The following is an 18,723-nucleotide window of genomic DNA, read 5'->3' as shown; positions in this document are numbered from 1 at the left end:
TTAATGGAACCATTAACCAGTAAAAAGAAAGTATTAGAGAAAATACCCCTAACGTTTGCAGAACGCATGTATTTGCCTGCAATCACGAAAGGATTATCTATTACCATCAGCCACTTCTTTAAGAAAGAGGCAACAATCAGATATCCTGAGGTACAAAGAGAATTTTCTACCAATTTCAGAGGGATGCACTCCTTAAAAAGGGATGAAGAAGGTAAGGAGCGTTGTACCGCATGTGGTCTTTGCGCCCTGTCTTGTCCTGCTGAAGCCATCACGATGATTGCTTCGGAGCGTAAACCAGAGGAGAAAGATCTTTACCGTGAGGAGAAATATGCTTCTGTATATGAGATCAACATGTTGCGTTGTATCTTTTGTGGGCTGTGTGAAGAAGCATGTCCAAAAGAAGCGATCTATTTAGACGGACCAATTGTTCCTTCAGATTACCTGCGTAAAGATTTTATCTATGGCAAGGATAAACTGGTAGAGCAACCATTGAATAAGAAATAATTAGCATACATAACCTCAGGGTTATTAATATAAACAGTTTAAACATAAATAAATGGGTACATCGGTATTCTATTTTGTAGCAACATTAAGCGTCATCTTTTCACTGATGGTTATCTTTTCCAAGAACCCGGTGCATAGTGTGCTTTACTTAATTGTTACTTTCTTTACATTAACCGTTCATTACATCCTGCTGAATGCGCAATTCCTGGCAGTCGTGAACTTCATCGTTTACATGGGGGCCATTATGGTACTGTTCCTATTTGTACTGATGCTCCTCAACCTCAATAAAGACAATGAGCCGTTGAAATCGGGGCTGGTCAAAATCGTTGGGGTAATTGCCGGATGTTGCTTAGTGGTTACCATTATCGGTTCCCTGAAAGCTACTGCAATCTCTGATCCTGTTTTATTGAAAAATCCAAATCTGGGATTGGTAAAGAATTTAGGTAAGGAACTGTTTGGTCCTTATATGTTACCTTTTGAACTGTCTTCTATCTTGTTGTTAACCGCAATGGTAGGTGCAGTATTATTAACTAAAAAAGAAAAAGCATAGTGAATAATTTAACTCAAGGATTACAGGGTGTACCACTTAACCATTATATCTGGCTAAGTGCTATTATTTTCACCATCGGTGTGATTGGTGTATTGACCCGCAGAAATGCCATCGTCATCTTTATGTCGGTGGAATTGATGCTGAATGCAGTGAATCTATTGCTTACCGCTTTTTCGGTACATAGCAATGATCCCTCAGGACAAGTATTTGTGTTTTTTATCATGGTACTCGCCGCCGCTGAAGTTGCAGTCGGACTAAGTATTATTGTAATGGTGTACAGAAATACACAATCTATAGATATAAATGTATTGAATCGCCTTAAGTGGTAATTAATAAGAATAAAGTAATAACATGATAAATTTAGTTTGGCTGGTTCCCTTAATTCCTCTTTTAGGCTTTGTTATCAATGGCCTGGGAAGAAATACGCTTTCTAAAAACCTGATCGGTTTTATCGGAAGCAGCGTGATATTCATTTCCTTTGCCATTAGTGTAGGTATCTTCTTCGAATTGGGAGCAGATGCAAATAAGTCTCATGAGATCTTCTTGTTTGACTGGATCAGTGCTGGTAAGCTTAGTATTCCACTTTCATTCCTGGTAGATCCATTGAGCTCGATCATGCTGCTGATCATTACAGGTGTAGGTTTCCTGATCCACATTTACTCGATCGGTTACATGCACAGTGATGAGGCTTTTGGTAAGTTTTTCAGTTACCTGAACCTGTTTATCTTTTTCATGTTACTGTTGGTATTGGGTTCCAACTATATCGTCATGTTTATCGGATGGGAAGGGGTAGGTCTTTGTTCTTACCTGCTGATCGGATTCTGGTATACGAACAGCAGCTATGCTTCTGCTGCAAAGAAAGCCTTTATCATGAACCGTATCGGTGACCTTGGCTTCTTATTAGGCGTGTTCTTCATCTTTACTACCTTTGGTAGTGTAGAGTTTTCTAAAATATTCCCTCAGGCAGCAAATATGCTTCCCGGAAACGGCACCATCGCTTTAATTGCTTTGTTGTTGTTTATCGGTGCCTGCGGTAAATCGGCGCAACTGCCTTTGTTTACCTGGTTACCTGATGCGATGGCGGGGCCAACTCCTGTGTCTGCATTGATTCACGCGGCAACGATGGTAACGGCTGGTATTTATATGATTGCAAGATCAAACGTCCTGTTTGACCTGGCACCAATGATCCAGCACATTATCGCCATCATCGGTTTGGCAACTGCAATTGTTGCAGCCATCATCGCGTTGACACAAACAGACATAAAAAAAGTATTGGCTTATTCCACCGTTTCACAATTGGGTTATATGTTCCTGGGTTTAGGAGTTGGCGCTTATAATGGTGCTTTCTTCCACGTGATTACACATGCTTTCTTTAAAGCTTTATTGTTCTTATGTGCAGGTTCTGTAATTCATGCTTTACACCATGAGCAGGACATGAGACATATGGGTGGTTTGCGTAAGAAATTGCCGGTAACCTTCCTTACTATGCTTATCGGTACCATTGCCATTGCTGGTTTACCTCCATTCTCCGGTTTCTTTTCAAAAGATGAGATCCTGGCGCATGTATATATGCACGATAAAGTAATGTGGGCTATTGCGGTCTTCGGCGCTTTCTTAACTGCCTTTTATATGTTCAGAATGTTGTTCCTTACTTTTTACGGAAAGTATCGCGGAACACACCATGCTGAAGAGAAAATTCATGAATCACCGAAATCAATGACGATTCCTTTGATCGTTCTTGCGGTTCTTTCTGCCATTGGTGGAGCGATTGGCATTCCTGAGACTCTGGGTGGAAATCATTGGTTGTCGCATTGGTTGGCCCCGGTGATCAAGCATACTGCTGAAGCTCCGGATCATGCTACTGAATATGCTTTAATGGCTGTTTCTGTAGTGGGTGTACTGGTTTCAATTGCTTTTGCTTATGTGAAGTATATCAAGCAAAACCATGTTCCGGTTCCTGATGAAGGAAAAAGATCGGCACTGGCGAATTTATCATACAACAAATTCTATTTTGATGAGATCTATGATTTGCTGATCAGAAAACCTTTGGATGCACTTTCTACTTTCTTCTACAAAATTATTGACAATAAAATTGTAGATGGTATAGTTAACGGTTTAGGATGGAGTACTTCTGAAGCAAGCAAAGGCTTAAGGTTGGTTCAGTCCGGAAACGTTGGTTTTTATATCTTTATGATGGTGGTAGGAATCATCTCATTGTTATTGTATACTTATTTATCTCTATAAAAGATCGTTCAACAAAAGATAATGGAACAACTTTTACTACTTCTTATATTTCTACCATTGGTTGGCGCCGTGGTTACTGCCTTCACAGGAAGCGCAGCAAAACATGTTGCTCTGGTTTCAGCAATCCTTTCTTTGGCATTGACTTTAATCACGGTATGTAATTTCACTCCGGATGCCAGTACGCAGTTTGCAGTGAACTATCCATGGATCCAGGATTTGGGAATCAATTTCCATGCAGGAATTGATGGCATCAGTATGATCACGGTCTTATTGACCAATGTATTGGTTCCGATCATTATCCTTTCCGCTTATCAGCATGACTATAAAAACAGCAATGCTTTCTTTGCATTGATCTTATTTATGCAGTTTGGTTTGCTATTGGTATTTACCGCAATGGATGCTTTCTTATTCTATATCGGATGGGAAGCGGCATTGATCCCAATCTATTTCATCTGTGCCATCTGGGGAGGTAAAGACAGAATTAAAGTAAACATGAAATTCTTTGTATACACGATAGCGGGATCTTTATTCATGCTGTTGGGTATCATCTATCTATACTTACAGAATCCTGCTCATAATTTCGATATCCAGGCTTTCTATAATTTGAACCTTGATTCTGTTCAGCAGAGCTGGATTTTCTGGGCTTTCTTTATCGCATTTGCGATTAAGATGCCTGTTTTTCCTTTCCATACCTGGCAGCCGGATACGTATACTGAAGCGCCAACTCCTGGAACTATGTTGTTGTCAGGGATTATGTTGAAGATGGGTATTTACGGAGTGATCAGGTGGTTGTTACCTGTTGCACCGGAAGGTGTTCATCAATGGGGAAATTTAGCGATCATTCTTTCTGTTATTGGAGTGGTTTACGCTTCAATCATTGCTTTTACTCAAAAAGACGCGAAACGGTTAGTAGCCTATTCTTCTATTGCTCACGTTGGTTTGATCTCTGCCGGTATCTTTGCCTTAAATACACAGGGGATGCAGGGGGCAATGGTACAGATGTTAAGCCATGGTATCAATGTGGTTGGTTTGTTCTTTGTGCTGGACATCATTGCCCGCCGGATGAAAACCAATAAGATCGCTGAACTGGGTGGGATTGCCAAACAGGCGCCGCAACTGGCCATCGTATTTTTGATCATTGTACTGGGAACCGTAGCCCTTCCCGGAACGAATGGTTTCATTGGAGAGTTTTTATTGTTAATCGGAATATATCAATATAAAGTATGGGCTGGCGTTTTCGCTGGATTGTCCATCATCTTTGGTGCGGTATATATGTTCAGAATGTATCAGAACATTATGCTCGGAAAAACCAACGACCTTACGATAGGGTTTACAGACATTAAAGGCTCTGAGAAAGTCGTATTGTATATCATCTGTGCCCTGATCATCGTTTTGGGAGTTTATCCTAAACCAATTCTGCATTTGTCAGAAGCCTCGGTACAACAATTAATAGAACAGGTAACACAAAAATTAACATCGGTAAACTAAGCAAATGAATATCATCATAACAATTACTGTTACAGCTTTAGTGGTGCTTTATGCAGGTTTGTTTAAAGCTAAAAAAGCGTTATTACCCCTTACCTTAATTGGTTTGCTTACTTCACTGGCTTTTGTCGTTACCTCATGGAACACAAACCAAACCTATTATGGCATGATGCAAATGGATAATTTTGCATTGGCTTTTGCCGGAATCACCATTTTAGGAACACTCTTTATCTTCCTGTTGACACAAAACTACTTTGCGGAACACAGTGAGAACATTGCCGAATACTTTACCCTGATTCTCTTTGCCCTGGCGGGGATTGTCATCATGGTTTCTTATAAAAATATGTCGATGTTGTTCATCGGGGTGGAGATTATGTCTGTTGCACTTTATATTCTTGCGGGAATCCGTAAAAATAATTTTGCTTCCAATGAGGCTTCCCTGAAGTACTTCCTGATGGGTGCATTCTCTACAGGCTTCTTATTGTTCGGTATTACCTTGATTTACGGCGCTACAGGATCTTTTGATCTGGAAGTGATTAATCAGTACCTGGTGACTAATTACAAGAGCATATCGCCTTTATTCTATCCTGGTGTGATTTTATTGATGGTAGGTCTGTGCTTTAAGATTGGTGCGGCACCTTTCCACTTCTGGACACCGGATGTGTATGAAGGAGCTCCGACATTAATTACATCCTTTATGTCTACGGTAGTGAAAACTGCTGGTTTTGCAGCTTTCCTTCGTTTGTTTGCAGATACATTTGCACCTTTACACGATTTCTGGTTACCTCCATTGATGGTGATCGTATGTCTGACTTTATTCATAGGTAACGTTACGGCGCTGTTCCAAAAGAATTTCAAAAGAATGCTGGCTTATTCCAGTATTTCCCATGCAGGTTACCTGTTGTTCTCTTTAGTTGCACTAACTGCAAGTTCTGCGAATAACGTATTGGTCTATGCTGCTGCTTATACTTTTGCAAGTATCATCGCCTTCGGTGTATTGATCCTGGTGAAACAGAAAACCGGCAACGACAATTTTGAAAGTTTCAATGGTTTGGGAAAACGCAATCCTTTTGCCGCATTCGTGCTTACAGTAGCGATGTTGTCCCTGGCAGGGATTCCTTTAACTGCAGGTTTCATTGGTAAATACCTGATGTTTTTGAATGTAATGCATGACTACCAGTTCTATCTGGTTGCTTTTGCGATTTTAAACGCATTGGTAGGTTTTTACTATTATTTCAAGGTTATTGTGGCGATGTATTTCAAAGATGGAGCTGAGATTGAGCTGGAAACCCCTGTGCAATATAAGGTTGTATTGGTCCTGTCATTGATCATCACTGTTTTCCTTGGTGTATATCCTTCAGTAATTTTAAATCTGATATAATCATTTCTGTAGATAATTATATGTAGTTTTACGAATAATTGAACTATGCACGATTTCTGGAACTCATTACAGCACTTCATTGATCCCGAAAAACTACTTAAAGAAGGTGGTTTCTATGTTGTAATGTTCGTCATCTTTGCCGAGACGGGTTTGTTCTTTGGGTTCTTTTTACCCGGAGATTATCTGTTGTTCCTCGCAGGTATGTTCGTCGCTACAGGCAAATTAGACGTCAACTTATATGTGCTGATTGCCGGACTGATCGTTGCTGCTGTATCTGGAAATTTTACCGGTTATTGGTTTGGTCGAAAGACGGGGCCTGTACTGTACCATCGAAAGGACTCTTTCTTCTTTAAAAAACGCTATTTAAAGGCTGCCGAGGATTATTATAATAAACAGGGAGCCTTTGCGCTTATAATGGGGCGCTTTGTTCCGATTGTAAGAACTTTTGCACCGATTTTTGCTGGTGTAGTGAAATTAGACTTTAAAAGATTTGCATTATATAACTTTGCAGGTGCAATTATTTGGATTGCTTCCTTAACTTTGCTAGGTTATTTCCTTGGCAAGAGATTTGAAAAAGAGATTAACGACTATTTATTATACATAATTATAGGCTTCATTGTTATTACCACTATACCTCTTGTGTACACATTTGTAAAAAAGAAGGTTGTGAAGGACGACAATGACCATATATCAAACACTGAACAATAAAAATGATTAAAGACGAGCATCATCCGTGGCACTGTGTTTCTCCGGGTGCAAACCTACCAGAATCCGTAAATGCAATTATTGAAATTCCTAAAGGATCTAAAGCTAAATACGAAATTGATAAAGATTCCCACCTGATTAAATTAGACAGAGTACTTTTCTCTTCTGTGATGTATCCGGCAAATTATGGTTTTATCCCACAAACTTATTGTGATGATAATGACCCTTTAGATATCCTTGTACTATGCTCTGTAGACGTTTACCCAATGTCTATCGTAGAAGCAAAAGTAATCGGCGTAATGCATATGGTGGATAATGGTGAGCAGGATGACAAAATTATTGCGGTAGCAAAAAATGACATGTCTGTTAACTACATCAATGACTTAGCAGAATTGCCTCCTCATACGATGAAAGAGATTGTTAAATTCTTTCAGGATTACAAGGCATTAGAAGAAAAACAAGTAACTATTGAACATCTTTTGGGCGTTCGGTATGCACATAAAGTGATACAGGAAAGTATCATCCTTTATGACCAAAAGTTTAGAAATAACAATTCTTAATGGAAGGTTTTAAGATATTTTTAACATTCTTCTTAGTAGCACTGAACGGCTTTTTCGTTGCAGCAGAATTTGCAATTGTAAAAGTCAGAGCCTCTCAAATTGAAATTAAAGCAAAGTCCGGAAGCAGGGTAGCGAATATTGCAAAATATATTACCCAGCATTTGGATGGTTACCTGGCTGCAACGCAGCTGGGTATCACACTTGCTTCACTTGGACTGGGCTGGGTTGGTGAGTCTGTCATGCACAGTCTGATCCACGATTTCCTGGTAAGGTTTAATTTTTCTGAAGTATACATTACTTCCATCTCCACTGCCATCGCCTTTTTATTGATTACCGTAATGCACATTGTGTTTGGTGAGCTGGCTCCTAAATCAGTGGCGATACAGAGACCAGTAGCTACAACATTGTTTATTGCAGTACCTTTACAGGCATTCTACCTGATCTTCAGGCCATTTATATGGGTGTTGAATGGTTTTGCCAATGTGATTCTTAAATTATTTGGAATTTCGAATGTCGGTGGACACGAATCTGTTCACAGTACAGAAGAACTTCATTATCTGTTAGATCAGGGTAAGGAAAGTGGTGCGTTAGATACCAATGAGCATGAATTAATTAAAAATGTCTTTGACTTTAATGAAAGGGTTGTAAAGAACATTATGGTTCCCAGAACCAAAATATCAGGAATAGAACTTTCTGCTGCCCCGGCCGATGTGATTTCAAAAATCATTGGCGAAGGGTATTCGAGGTTACCGGTGTATGATGAGATCATTGACAAGATCATTGGTATTATTCACGCTAAGGACATTTTGCCGCTATTGGCGGATAAGAAGGACTGGGCATTGAAAGACATCATTAGAAAGCCTTATTTCGTTCCTGAGACAAAGAAAATTAACGATCTGTTGAGTGAACTTCAGCAGAAACGCATTCAGATCGCGATCGTCATCGATGAATTTGGTGGAACAGCAGGTATGGTGACGCTGGAAGATATCGTAGAAGAGATTGTTGGAGAAATCCAGGACGAGTATGATGAAGAGAAACCGACAGTAGAGAAGATCTCTGAGACGGAATTTATCATCAATGCTTATGCGACTGTTTACGATGTAAATGAGCATTTACCTCATGATCTTCCTGAAGATGAAGATTTCGATACGGTAGGAGGGTTGGTTTCTCATGCTTTTGGTAAAATACCTGAAGTAGGGGACAGCGAAGAGTGTTACGGTTATTTATTCACTATCCTAAAGAAAACCGAGCAAAACATTGAAACCATAAAGCTTGAACTGGTGATTGCGAAAAGCGATATGGTGGACAACCACTAATCCTTTGAGCAATGCATGTTTTTTATACGCCCGATATTGATTCCAGTGAGTATAGCTTAAATGAAGAAGAAAGTAAGCATTGTCTGAAAGTGCTGCGTTTGGGACTCGGTGATGTCGTCAATCTCATTGATGGCAGAGGCGGTTTTTATGAAGCTGAAATCATTGGAGAGCATAAAAGAAATGTGCAGCTTCGCATCACTGAATCCACTCAGGAGTATCAAAAAAGAAACCACCATCTTCATATCGTCGTTGCACCTACAAAAAACATCGACCGTTTGGAATGGTTTCTGGAGAAAGCAACTGAAATAGGAATCGATGAAATTACTCCTGTAATCTGCGAAAGATCGGAACGGAAAATCATAAAAGAAGACCGGTTAAACAAAGTGATCACCTCTGCTGTTAAGCAGTCTTTACAAGCTTATCATCCGGTACTAAATCCGCAGATCTCCTTAATTGACTTTCTGAAAATGGAGCCCAACTCCGTTAAAATGATTGCCCATTGTATCGATGGGGAGCCACGTCAATACATTAGCCAGGTGGTCGAACCTCATCAGCGTTACCTTATTCTTATTGGCCCGGAAGGGGATTTTAGTCCAAAGGAAATCGAACTTGCTTTGCAAAGCGGGTTTAAACCCCTAACTTTAGGTAATACACGTCTGAGAACAGAAACTGCTGCGTTAGCGGCCTGTTTTGAGGTGAATTATTTGAACCGATGAAACCATTATAAACATACCGCTTGCAAAAAGCAATGAACATGCTTATGATAGCTTCATAACCACTAAAAGAATCTGTTCCAATGAAAATTAAACTTTGCCTAATTGCCGGATTAATGGTCCTTTTGAGTGGTTTTAAGCCGCCAACCTATAAAATGGCAAAATTGAAATATAGTGGAGGAGGTGACTGGTATGCCAATAGAACCGCGCTTCCGAACCTGATTGATTTTTGTAATAAAAATCTCAATACAAATTTTGCAGCACAGGATGTCATCGTAGAAGTCGGTAGTGCAGAATTGTTTAATTATCCGTTTATTTATCTTACCGGGCATGGTAATGTTGTCTTTAGCCCTAATGAAGCTCAGAATTTACGAAAATACCTGATCGGGGGCGGGTTCCTTCATATCGATGATAATTACGGACTGGACAAATTCATTCGTAAAGAAATGAAAAAAGTTTTTCCGGAGCTCTCATTTATAGATCTGCCTGTAAATCATCCACTCTACCACCAGAAGTTTAAGTTCCCGAAGGGGCTGCCGAAAATCCATGAGCATGATGGTAAAGTACCTCAGGGACTTGCCTTAATCTGGGAAGGACGGGTGGTTTGCTATTACACATTTGAATGCGATCTGGGGAATGGATGGGAAGACTTTGGTACTTATCCCGAAGATACTCAAGATAAGCGTCTGAACGCCTTAAAAATGGGCGCAAATTTAGTTCAATATGCATTAACACAATAACTATGAAGGTCAAAGTAAATGAACAACACAATTTTGAGGTAGAAGTAGCAGAAAAAGTATTAAAAGTTAATGGGTTGGAGCTACAGGTAGATACCAGAGATCTCTCTGCAACACAGAAACACGTGATCTATCAGAATAGATCCTATAATATTGAGCTGGTAGAGCGGAACGAGGACGGAAAAGCAGTGGTCATTAAAGTAAACGGTACGCTTTACCAGGTTGGAATAGAAGACCAGTATGATGAATTGCTCAAAAAACTCGGAATGGATAGTTCCTCTGCAAATAAGGTACTTGAAATTAAAGCCCCTATGCCAGGATTGGTATTGAATGTCATTGTAACAGAAGGGCAGGAAGTAAATAAAGGAGACAGTCTGCTGGTATTAGAGGCGATGAAGATGGAAAATATCATTAAATCACCGACAGCAGGAATAGTAAAGAAGATCCTGATCCGAAAGGGTGATAAAGTAGAAAAGAACGAAATTCTATTGCAATTCGCTTAAAGCTATTGCAATTCGCATAAAAAAAGGAGCATTGCTCCTTTTTTTATGCTTTTAATTTTATTTTCCGGCCCTGAACGCTTTCGCTGCCTTAGGCTTAAACTGAGGTTTTCCGGTAGACCTGATCTCCGAAGCACCTAACATCGTCATTGCACAACGGAAACCAATATCAGCGGTAGATTCATCTTGTGCAAGGAACCTTCTGGTTGCAGGGTTCAGCCACAATGCCTGATCTTCCCATGATCCTCCTTTATACACTCTTGATTTGTCCGTTACCAGCGTAATTTCGCCGTATAAGTCATTTGCTTTATCACGGAAGCCTCTTTGGTCAGCATAGGTATTTACTGTTGGAGGAGCCGTTGCAGCCTGTTTCTCTGCCCAGGTTTGTTTCTTGTAAGAGATGGCATCTGTTAAAACAGGTTTATTGTATTTGTCTTTTTCAATTTTTCCACTCACCGGATCAGCCACTTTCTTGTCTTTATAGTAGTTTCCTCTATAAGGATTAAAGGCATCAGCTGCTTCAAACGTTTTGGAACGGTAAACATCCGCCACCCACTCGTTCACGTTTCCTGCCATATTATACAAGCCGAAATCATTTGGCATATAGGACCTTACGGCAACCGTAAGTCCACCTTTATCATTCAGTGATCCGCCTACACCCATATAATCGCCTTTGGTTCTCTTAAAGTTGGCCAGTATTAGTCCTCTTGTGCTTCTTTTTGCAGAGCTAAGGCCTAAACCATTCCATGGATAGATTTTATTCGCATTGATGTTTTCGTACTGTGTATTTCCGATCAGGCCCAGTGCTGCATATTCCCATTCTGCTTCTGTAGGCAGACGGTAAGGTTGTTTAATGATCCCATCTTCCAGCCTCACATTTCTTGTGGCTGCATTTTTACCGGTAGTTGCTCCTTTGGCGCCGGCAGCATTGGAAGGATTGAGGTCTTTCATTGCTCTTTTACCTTTATCGTCATACTGTCCGTTCAGGTAAATATCCGTGTTAAAGGGCTCTGTTGGCCTTGCCGTTGCGGTTGCATTGCCAGCTGTTTTTGAAGTTCCGCCGTTCACATCTTTAAAACTGGTCATATAACCTTTTTCACGAAGCAACAGCTCATTTACCCTGTCAGTTCTCCAGGCACAATACCTTTCGGCTTGTTCCCAGCTCACTCCTACAACAGGATAATCCTGATAAGCAGGATGTCTCAAATAATTATCTACATAAGGCTCATTATATGACAATGGTCTCCGCCATACCAGGGTATCAGGAAGTTCATTATAATAATATTCGTGATCGGTTGGGTAATTGGTGCGAATCCAGTTCAGGTACTCCAGCCAATTGGTATTGGAAACTTCAGTTTCATCCATATAGAATGAAGAAACCGTAGTCTCTCTTTTATGATTGTAATTGCTGAGCTCCTCACCCGGAACGTTGATGGCACTTCCGCTCATGACAAATACACCACCTTCAATTTCGACTAATCCCGGACCCGGACCACGCTTGAATTTTTTATTTACTTCAAAGCCTCCGAATTCTTGCTTATTATATGCCATTCCTGTCTTCTCTGAGGTTCCTGACTTTGATTTGCAGGATGCTAGAGAAGCTATAATTGCAATAGATGCAATTGAATATAAGTATGATTTTTTCATATATGAGGGATATCATAGTGCTTTAACTGTTAAAATTACATAAAAAAAGACTTACTGTACAACAAAACGAATGCTTAAAGTAAAAATAATCTTTAAAAAAGGGTGTTTTGTACCTCTCTGAGGCATATTTCAATAAATATTCTGGTGGTATTTAATGGATTATAGATGGTATCTCAAAGAGAATAGAAAGTTCATAATACTTTGATTTTATTAAACACTATGTTAACTTGCATATAATAGTGGTGTAATTATTTGGCAAATGAGTAGAAGACTGGTAAAAACTGTTTTGAGTTTATTTTCTTTATTAACAGTTTGCGCTGATTTGTATGCACAAAGCGTAGGGCCGGGGACAGAGACCAATGGAAGTCGTTCCAGCAATATTTTTACCGCGGTACCTTTTCTGCTGATCAGTCCCGATGCCAGGGCCGGTGGAATGGGAGAGGCGGGGGTAGCCGTTCAGCCAGATGCGAATGCCATGAGTATCAATCCAGCTAAACTGGCTTTTTTAGACCGTACTTACGGTTTTTCCGTTTCCTATAGCCCATGGCTAAAAAACCTCATTCCGGATGTGAACCTGACTTATCTTAGCGGCTATTATAAACTGGACAACAGGAATACAATTGGCGCTTCTTTAAGGTATTTTAGTCTAGGGGAGATTCAGCTAACAGATATCAATCAGCAGGATCTGGGCGTCTACAATCCAAATGAACTGGCCTTTGATGTTTCTTTTTCCAGAAAAATGGGAGAATCATTTTCATTAGGAACAGCGGCAAGGTATATCCGTTCCAATCTTTTTTCAGGACAGTTTTCTGCCGGTCAGCAAACTAAAGCAGGGAATTCCATAGCCGTTGATGTTTCTGCATATTTTAAAAAACCTGCCCGTTTTCTAGGCAAAGATGCCATTCTTTCCGCCGGAATGAATATTTCAAATATTGGCACAAAAATGAGCTATGTAGATGGAGATAAAGGTTCTTTTCTTCCTACAAACCTAAAAATAGGGGGAGCTTCCACTTTTATTATTGATGATTTCAATCAGTTTACCTTTGCGCTTGATTTTAATAAATTGCTGGTGCCAACACAGCCCATCTACAATGCAGATGGAAAAATAATTGCCGGTCAAAATCCGGATAAATCTGTTCCTGCAGGCATTTTTGGCTCTTTTGCTGATGCACCAGGCGGTTTTAAAGAAGAAATGCAGGAAATTAATATTGCCGCGGGGATGGAATATTGGTATAATCAGCAATTTGCCCTTCGTGCAGGTTATTTTTATGAAAGTCCAAAAAAGGGCGACAGACGTTACTTTACTCTGGGTGCCGGTCTTAAATACAACGTATTCAACATAGACTTTGCATATTTGCTGGCCAGTCCGCAAAAAAGCCCTTTGGCAAATACGCTGAGGTTCTCTTTATTGTTCAATTTTGGCGAAGCCAAATAATGGATCGGGAATACTAATAAACAAAAACATATAGAAATGAAAATTAAGGTAGGGTTTGGCTTTGATGTACATCAGCTGAAGGAGAATCATCCTTTCGTGGTGGGAGGGGTAGATTTGGAACACCATAAAGGTGCTTATGGACATTCGGATGCCGACGTGTTGTTACATGCCATTTGCGATGCACTTCTTGGTGCAGCCAATTTGAGAGATATAGGTTATCACTTTAAAAACACTGATCCACGCTGGAAAGGGATCAGCAGCATTATTCTGCTACAAGAGAGTGTGAAACTGGTTAAAGAGAAAGGCTTTGAAATTGGTAATATTGATGCCATGCTCTGCCTGGAAGCGCCAAAGATCAATCCTCATATTCCAGCCATGCAGGCGCATATTGCAACTGCCATTGGTATCGATATAGAAGACATCTCTATAAAAGCAACCACGAACGAGCAAATGGGCTTTATTGGAAGAGAGGAAGGCGTAGTGGCTTATGCCGTTTGTCTGATTCAGAAAATTTAATCAATGCTCAACATAAAAAAAGCCGGAGATAACAATCTCTGGCTTTTTATAAATTATTCCTCTAAATAACCAAATTTCCCCTGGTTATAATCCGCAATCGCCTGCTGAATTTCTTCTGGTTTATTCATCAAGAACGGTCCATATTGTGCGATTGGCTCATGTATCGGCGCTCCGCTTAAAACCAGGATAACGCTATTCTGCATTGCTTCAACCTGAATTTCTTCTCCCTCGTTCTTAAAATGAACCAGCTGATCTGTATTTGCCAGCGTCGAATCATTAACCTTGATTTCGCCTTCAATCACAACAAATGCGGTATTGTAATCTGAAGGGAAACTAAACGATGCCTTTCCGTTTTTATTCAGCCGCAGGTTATACACTTCAATCGGTGTAAAGGTACTTGCAGAGCCTTTTGTGCCCATATATTCTCCCGCAATCACTTCAATTACCCCTGCCTCGTTTTCCAGCTGATGACGGGCAATGCTGCCATGGCAGAGTGCCTGATATTTCGGTTTGCTCATTTTATCTTTTGCCGGTAAGTTTACCCACAACTGAACCATTTGGAAAGGGCCACCTTTTTTGCTGAACACTTCTTCATGGTATTCTTTATGCAGGATTCCACTTGCCGCAGTCATCCATTGTACGTCCCCGGGTTTAATAACTCCACTGTTTCCGGCGCTATCATGATGGGCAACTGCCCCATGGTAGGCTATGGTAACCGTTTCAAACCCCCGGTGTGGATGAACACCAACACCTCTTGGTTCATTACGTGCAGAAAACTCTATTTTAGAATTATAGTCCAATAGGAAAAAAGGGCTCATTTTAAGCTTATATCCCTTTGGAAAAAAGTTATGAACCCTAAAGCCGTCTCCGACCATATGAGGTGCCGGCGGATTTAAAACAGCCGACACCTGTTTAATATTTGCTTCCATTTCGTCTTTGTTTTATACTATGACCTGGATGCATGAGTTTTTATTAAGCTTGTTTTACAAACTGTAATTCGCCTAATATTTTTACTTCCTCACTCACCATTACACCACCTGTTTCCAATGCTGCGTTCCAGGTTAATCCGAAGTCTGTTCTGTTGATTTTACCATTCAAAGTAAATCCAGCCTTAGTATTTCCCCATGGATCGGTTGCGATACCGCCAAATTCTACATTCAATTTTACCGGTTTGCTGGTACCCTTAACAACCAGGTTGCCATGTAAGGTATAGTCATCGCCGTCTTTGCTCAATGAGGTAGAGTCGAACGTGATTTTAGGGAATTTTTCTGCGTCAAAGAAATCACCGCTTTTTAAGTGATTGTCTCTGTCTTTATTGCCGGTATCAATAGAATCCGTTGCTGCATCAAAGGAAACCTGAGCATTGTGAAAATCATCTGCTTCAGAAGTTAAGGATGCATTTAATGTTTTTAAGCTACCGGTTACAGTAGTGATCATTAAATGTTTTACTTTAAATTGTAGTTCACTATGAGTTGGGTCTAATGCCCATTGTGTAGTTGCCATAATATTTTTTTTAAGTTGTTTTCTTGATTAACAACACAAAATTACGGCAAGGATATCAGGTACACATTGATGTATGGTAAGAAAGGATTATATTTTAAAATGCTTATGTGCCAAGTCTTTACGGACCCTGCTGAGAGACTCCGGCGTAATGCCAAGGTAGGAGGCAATCATCCATTGAGGAACTCTTAATGTCAGGTTGGGATAGAGTTGAATAAAGTTCAGGTATCTTTCTTCGGCAGGGGCACTCAATAGCATATTGATCCTTTTCTGCATAAAGCGGATCGAGTTGTGCAGCATATTATTGTTGAAATCATACATGCAGGGTACATGTTTTGCGGCTTCATCGATAAACGCTTTTGGCATCACGATCGCTTGTGTCGGCTCTATAGCATCAATAAAAAACTCTGAAGCTTCATTGAACATCCCGTTGCGGTCGGACATCCACCATTGTTCCGGTGCGAATTGAATAATATGTGTTTTGCCTTTTGCATCTATAGAATAGCTGCGTAACAATCCATCCAATACAAAATAACCATGGGTAGAAACCTCACCTTTCATCAGGATCATTTCATTCTTGTCAAAATTCTTGACCTTGAGCTTACTGGAGACCAGATCGAACTGTTCATCTGTTATGGCTACCTTCTTTTGTAAATAGAGTTTGAACTGCTCAATCATAGGGGATATAGATGAAATCTATTTCTTATTAGGTTCGATATTGGAAAAATCTACACCGCATTTGCAATTAGAAGCGCAGCCTCCACTTTTAGGAGATAACGATCTGTATATCATCCGGCCGATATAGAATATCGCAGCCATAAAAAGAATAACGACTAAAATGGTTTGAATGTCCATATTACAAAACTAATTAAAGCCTGCATTTAGCAGGTCTGTTGAATGTAAATTTACTTTTCCATCAGGCCAACTGTTCCGCCAACCCAATCGAAATCTTTATTGTAGCGTACACCGATCATCTTTCCTCTGCTTAGGCGCGCCAGATTGATGCAGAGTACCGGTTCTTTTCCTTCCGGCCAGAGGTACATCAGCCTGATTTCTGCTTTTACTCCTCCATCGGGTGCCTGAACCACTGGCTCGTAATTTACTTTTCTTTGCAAAATCCAGTTTTCAGGGTCTGCAATAGCTTCAATATCTTCCTTTTTTACATCAATAATCACGCCCATTCCGGCAAATGAGAATAAAGGTTTCAGTACATAGTTTTCCAGGTCTGAAGGAATTGCATTCAGCTGATTCAGGAAAAACGTTTCCGGAGCAAATTGGCTCTTTAGAAAAGGCATGGTGTATTTACTGATTCTGTAGAACCAGTTCGGATGCGTGATCCATTCGATATCCAGTTCATCCCGCGGGTCAAAACTGCCCTGAAACAGATCGGTATTGTCGCCAATCTCATCAAATATCAGACGGTTATAAATTCTTTTCAACCTGATGCGTTCTCCGTTCTGCTCGTAGTACAGGCTTTTACCTTCCTTTTTAATATCGTCAAGGCTGAGGATTTTAATGCCCAGGTATTGAGCCGTCACCAGAAAGTCGATTGCAGTCTTCTGGTTGGGCGCATCAATATCCATCAATGCCACTTCATGGGCTTCATGATCTCCAAGAATGACTTCTTTGAGCAAGGCGATATATGCAACTTCATCTATCCCGTTGAAATAAGGCGTAAGCTGTTCCGAAAGGGAATACACTGCTTTATAAGTTTCTCCCAAATGGGCCTGAAATCCATAAAGAGAGGGAAATCCCTGCATTTCTATCAACTTCGGCGTTAAGTCGCCATGCTCATCTTTACAGATGCCAAAGTCGAACGTTAAAAAGTGAGGCTGCGCATTTTCTGCAGGAACCCTCCACTTTTCCGGAATCGACTTTTCGGTGAGTTCATTAAAGTCCGGTTGTTGGATCAACGCTACAATTTCAGCTCCGGCAGCGATCAGTTTTTCTTTTAATGCTGCAGGAAGAAATATCGGTGTTTCTGCAACGCGAAAGGGGATTTTGGCAAATCCTTTTTCAAGTTTTTCCAAAAATTCACCATATTTCTCTTCCGAAAAATGCTCATTAAATGATGCTCTGTAGCTGCTAATCATAGTTATGCTTCCTGTAAGGCATTTAGTGCCTCATTTAAAAAGTTGGGTAAAATCACGCTTCTGGTGAGGGTAATTCTGTTCGGATCGTCTACACTGTCCAGCATATCTAAGTATTTTTCCTCTCCATGGTTTTCAATAATTGCTTTTTTCTTGTCTTCCTGCAGGAGGTATTGTTTCATTCCAACCGGATCTGCTTCCGGATGAAACTGGGTTCCAATAATTTCTTTGGTAAACCTGACCGCCATCACACAGCGTTCCAGGTCCACATGTGGACGTTCCTTTTCCAATGCCAGTACCTGTGCAGTTGTATTCGAGAAAAAGACATCTTCGGGATTGATCACCTGCCAATCTCTGCTGTCTACCGTATAAAAAGGATTGGGAAGGCCGTTGAATACCATTTCATCTTCACCTTCTTCTGTCAGGTAAATAGGAAAGATCCCAAAGGCGGTAGAACGTCTTCTGATCACCTTTCCTACGCCAAATTTCCGACAAGCCATCTGGAAGGAGTGGCAAATTAAAAAAGCATGTTTCTTTTGATGTTCATTTGTAGTATTAAATGCCTCGATGTTATCCAGCAATGCGAAAAAATCATTTTCCCATTGTTGGCCTTCTCCATCAAAAGGACTTCCCGGACCTCCGCTAGAAATATAGATGTCGTAACCAATGCCTGGAATCTCGCCTTTTTGTCTCAGGTCAAATACATCATAAGATAACTCAACAGACATTTCTTTCTGATAACGCAACAAGACTTCCTGTATCCCACGCATCCCCTGGTTGGTTACCCCATTGTTCATATCAATTACGGCAACCCTAATCTTATTTCTATCCCTATTCATA

21 protein-coding genes are annotated in these 18,723 nt (G+C 40.4%); 14 read left to right on the top strand and 7 right to left on the bottom strand.

Features of this window, described 5'->3' with window-relative positions:
- The first annotated feature begins 3 nt into the window (after positions 1-3).
- The 12 genes from DBR43_RS24335 to DBR43_RS24280 all read left to right on the top strand — a co-directional run bounded on the left by DBR43_RS24335 (position 4) and on the right by DBR43_RS24280 (position 10,698).
- Positions 4-504, top strand: a complete 501-nt coding sequence (locus tag DBR43_RS24335) for a NuoI/complex I 23 kDa subunit family protein (protein ID WP_073238657.1) — start codon at positions 4-6, stop codon at positions 502-504.
- Between the two features lie 52 nt (positions 505-556).
- On the top strand, positions 557-1,054 hold the full coding sequence (locus DBR43_RS24330; protein WP_069378518.1) for an NADH-quinone oxidoreductase subunit J: 498 nt from the start codon (positions 557-559) through the stop codon (positions 1,052-1,054).
- Positions 1,054-1,383, top strand: coding sequence for an NADH-quinone oxidoreductase subunit NuoK (nuoK, locus tag DBR43_RS24325; protein ID WP_074608051.1), 330 nt, complete (start codon positions 1,054-1,056; stop codon positions 1,381-1,383). The genes DBR43_RS24330 and nuoK overlap by 1 nt, the downstream gene beginning before the upstream one ends.
- Before the next feature lie 22 nt (positions 1,384-1,405).
- Positions 1,406-3,298 (top strand): NADH-quinone oxidoreductase subunit L, encoded by a 1,893-nt coding sequence (gene nuoL, locus DBR43_RS24320; protein ID WP_124585721.1) that lies wholly within the window; start codon positions 1,406-1,408, stop codon positions 3,296-3,298.
- A 21-nt stretch (positions 3,299-3,319) separates the two neighbouring features.
- Entirely contained in the window at positions 3,320-4,786 is a 1,467-nt protein-coding gene (locus DBR43_RS24315; protein ID WP_124585719.1) for a NuoM family protein, read from the top strand.
- Between the two features lie 4 nt (positions 4,787-4,790).
- Positions 4,791-6,164 (top strand): NADH-quinone oxidoreductase subunit N, encoded by a 1,374-nt coding sequence (locus tag DBR43_RS24310; RefSeq protein WP_124585717.1) that lies wholly within the window; start codon positions 4,791-4,793, stop codon positions 6,162-6,164.
- A gap of 45 nt (positions 6,165-6,209) precedes the next feature.
- Positions 6,210-6,872: a DedA family protein gene (locus tag DBR43_RS24305; RefSeq protein WP_124585715.1), complete on the top strand. Its 663-nt coding sequence runs from the start codon at positions 6,210-6,212 to the stop codon at positions 6,870-6,872.
- A gap of 2 nt (positions 6,873-6,874) precedes the next feature.
- Positions 6,875-7,429 carry an inorganic diphosphatase gene (locus DBR43_RS24300; RefSeq protein WP_069378524.1) on the top strand — a complete coding sequence of 185 codons (555 nt, stop codon included), beginning with the start codon at positions 6,875-6,877 and terminating at the stop codon, positions 7,427-7,429.
- The gene (locus tag DBR43_RS24295) at positions 7,429-8,745 is read left to right on the top strand and encodes a hemolysin family protein (protein WP_073238675.1); all 1,317 of its coding nucleotides are present in this window, start codon (positions 7,429-7,431) and stop codon (positions 8,743-8,745) included. Before DBR43_RS24300 ends, DBR43_RS24295 begins: the two co-directional genes overlap by 1 nt.
- Before the next feature lie 11 nt (positions 8,746-8,756).
- Complete coding sequence (locus DBR43_RS24290) at positions 8,757-9,461, top strand: 16S rRNA (uracil(1498)-N(3))-methyltransferase (protein WP_124585713.1); 705 nt, start codon at positions 8,757-8,759, stop codon at positions 9,459-9,461.
- An 80-nt stretch (positions 9,462-9,541) separates the two neighbouring features.
- Positions 9,542-10,198: a DUF4159 domain-containing protein gene (locus DBR43_RS24285; protein WP_124585711.1), complete on the top strand. Its 657-nt coding sequence runs from the start codon at positions 9,542-9,544 to the stop codon at positions 10,196-10,198.
- A gap of 2 nt (positions 10,199-10,200) precedes the next feature.
- Positions 10,201-10,698 carry a biotin/lipoyl-containing protein gene (locus DBR43_RS24280; protein WP_124585709.1) on the top strand — a complete coding sequence of 166 codons (498 nt, stop codon included), beginning with the start codon at positions 10,201-10,203 and terminating at the stop codon, positions 10,696-10,698.
- Between the two features lie 57 nt (positions 10,699-10,755).
- Here the strand turns inward: DBR43_RS24280 and DBR43_RS24275 are convergent, their stop codons facing one another.
- Entirely contained in the window at positions 10,756-12,342 is a 1,587-nt protein-coding gene (locus DBR43_RS24275) for an SUMF1/EgtB/PvdO family nonheme iron enzyme (RefSeq protein ID WP_124585707.1), read from the bottom strand.
- 259 nt (positions 12,343-12,601) lie between these two features.
- On the opposite strand from DBR43_RS24275, the gene porV reads away from it, so the two are divergent.
- Entirely contained in the window at positions 12,602-13,777 is a 1,176-nt protein-coding gene (porV, locus tag DBR43_RS24270) for a type IX secretion system outer membrane channel protein PorV (RefSeq protein WP_124585705.1), read from the top strand.
- A gap of 36 nt (positions 13,778-13,813) precedes the next feature.
- Positions 13,814-14,293 carry a 2-C-methyl-D-erythritol 2,4-cyclodiphosphate synthase gene (gene ispF / locus DBR43_RS24265; protein WP_124585703.1) on the top strand — a complete coding sequence of 160 codons (480 nt, stop codon included), beginning with the start codon at positions 13,814-13,816 and terminating at the stop codon, positions 14,291-14,293.
- 53 nt (positions 14,294-14,346) lie between these two features.
- Here ispF and DBR43_RS24260 read toward each other — a convergent pair whose 3' ends face one another.
- The 6 genes from DBR43_RS24260 to DBR43_RS24235 form a co-directional block, all read right to left on the bottom strand.
- The gene (locus DBR43_RS24260; protein WP_124585701.1) at positions 14,347-15,222 is read right to left on the bottom strand and encodes a pirin family protein; all 876 of its coding nucleotides are present in this window, start codon (positions 15,220-15,222) and stop codon (positions 14,347-14,349) included.
- A 43-nt stretch (positions 15,223-15,265) separates the two neighbouring features.
- Positions 15,266-15,796, bottom strand: coding sequence for a YceI family protein (locus DBR43_RS24255; protein ID WP_124585699.1), 531 nt, complete (start codon positions 15,794-15,796; stop codon positions 15,266-15,268).
- Between the two features lie 87 nt (positions 15,797-15,883).
- Positions 15,884-16,471: a Crp/Fnr family transcriptional regulator gene (locus tag DBR43_RS24250; protein WP_124585697.1), complete on the bottom strand. Its 588-nt coding sequence runs from the start codon at positions 16,469-16,471 to the stop codon at positions 15,884-15,886.
- 18 nt (positions 16,472-16,489) lie between these two features.
- The gene (locus DBR43_RS24245) at positions 16,490-16,648 is read right to left on the bottom strand and encodes a FeoB-associated Cys-rich membrane protein (protein WP_124585695.1); all 159 of its coding nucleotides are present in this window, start codon (positions 16,646-16,648) and stop codon (positions 16,490-16,492) included.
- A gap of 50 nt (positions 16,649-16,698) precedes the next feature.
- Positions 16,699-17,886, bottom strand: coding sequence for a hypothetical protein (locus DBR43_RS24240; RefSeq protein WP_124585693.1), 1,188 nt, complete (start codon positions 17,884-17,886; stop codon positions 16,699-16,701).
- Between the two features lie 2 nt (positions 17,887-17,888).
- Complete coding sequence (locus DBR43_RS24235; RefSeq protein ID WP_124585691.1) at positions 17,889-18,722, bottom strand: type 1 glutamine amidotransferase; 834 nt, start codon at positions 18,720-18,722, stop codon at positions 17,889-17,891.
- Position 18,723 lies beyond the last annotated feature (1 nt).

This window comes from Pedobacter sp. KBW06, assembly GCF_003852525.1.
Classification (GTDB): domain Bacteria; phylum Bacteroidota; class Bacteroidia; order Sphingobacteriales; family Sphingobacteriaceae; genus Pedobacter.
This window is presented reverse-complemented; position numbering and strand designations above follow the sequence as displayed.

Excerpts from the sequence above, each read along its gene's own strand:
- DBR43_RS24245 (WP_124585695.1), bottom strand. The coding sequence starts at position 16,648 with ATGGACATTCAAACCATTTTAGTCGTTATTCTTTTTATGGCTGCGATA.
- DBR43_RS24260 (WP_124585701.1), bottom strand. The coding sequence starts at position 15,222 with ATGGAAGCAAATATTAAACAGGTGTCGGCTGTTTTAAATCCGCCGGCA.
- DBR43_RS24315 (WP_124585719.1), top strand. The coding sequence starts at position 3,320 with ATGGAACAACTTTTACTACTTCTTATATTTCTACCATTGGTTGGCGCC.
- DBR43_RS24330 (WP_069378518.1), top strand. The coding sequence starts at position 557 with ATGGGTACATCGGTATTCTATTTTGTAGCAACATTAAGCGTCATCTTT.
- DBR43_RS24290 (WP_124585713.1), top strand. The coding sequence starts at position 8,757 with ATGCATGTTTTTTATACGCCCGATATTGATTCCAGTGAGTATAGCTTA.
- DBR43_RS24280 (WP_124585709.1), top strand. The coding sequence starts at position 10,201 with ATGAAGGTCAAAGTAAATGAACAACACAATTTTGAGGTAGAAGTAGCA.
- DBR43_RS24300 (WP_069378524.1), top strand. The coding sequence starts at position 6,875 with ATGATTAAAGACGAGCATCATCCGTGGCACTGTGTTTCTCCGGGTGCA.
- DBR43_RS24310 (WP_124585717.1), top strand. The coding sequence starts at position 4,791 with ATGAATATCATCATAACAATTACTGTTACAGCTTTAGTGGTGCTTTAT.
- DBR43_RS24255 (WP_124585699.1), bottom strand. The coding sequence starts at position 15,796 with ATGGCAACTACACAATGGGCATTAGACCCAACTCATAGTGAACTACAA.
- DBR43_RS24275 (WP_124585707.1), bottom strand. The coding sequence starts at position 12,342 with ATGAAAAAATCATACTTATATTCAATTGCATCTATTGCAATTATAGCT.
- DBR43_RS24250 (WP_124585697.1), bottom strand. The coding sequence starts at position 16,471 with ATGATTGAGCAGTTCAAACTCTATTTACAAAAGAAGGTAGCCATAACA.
- DBR43_RS24235 (WP_124585691.1), bottom strand. The coding sequence starts at position 18,722 with ATGAATAGGGATAGAAATAAGATTAGGGTTGCCGTAATTGATATGAAC.
- DBR43_RS24295 (WP_073238675.1), top strand. The coding sequence starts at position 7,429 with ATGGAAGGTTTTAAGATATTTTTAACATTCTTCTTAGTAGCACTGAAC.
- DBR43_RS24305 (WP_124585715.1), top strand. The coding sequence starts at position 6,210 with ATGCACGATTTCTGGAACTCATTACAGCACTTCATTGATCCCGAAAAA.
- ispF (WP_124585703.1), top strand. The coding sequence starts at position 13,814 with ATGAAAATTAAGGTAGGGTTTGGCTTTGATGTACATCAGCTGAAGGAG.
- DBR43_RS24240 (WP_124585693.1), bottom strand. The coding sequence starts at position 17,886 with ATGATTAGCAGCTACAGAGCATCATTTAATGAGCATTTTTCGGAAGAG.
- nuoL (WP_124585721.1), top strand. The coding sequence starts at position 1,406 with ATGATAAATTTAGTTTGGCTGGTTCCCTTAATTCCTCTTTTAGGCTTT.
- porV (WP_124585705.1), top strand. The coding sequence starts at position 12,602 with ATGAGTAGAAGACTGGTAAAAACTGTTTTGAGTTTATTTTCTTTATTA.
- DBR43_RS24285 (WP_124585711.1), top strand. The coding sequence starts at position 9,542 with ATGAAAATTAAACTTTGCCTAATTGCCGGATTAATGGTCCTTTTGAGT.
- DBR43_RS24335 (WP_073238657.1), top strand. The coding sequence starts at position 4 with ATGGAACCATTAACCAGTAAAAAGAAAGTATTAGAGAAAATACCCCTA.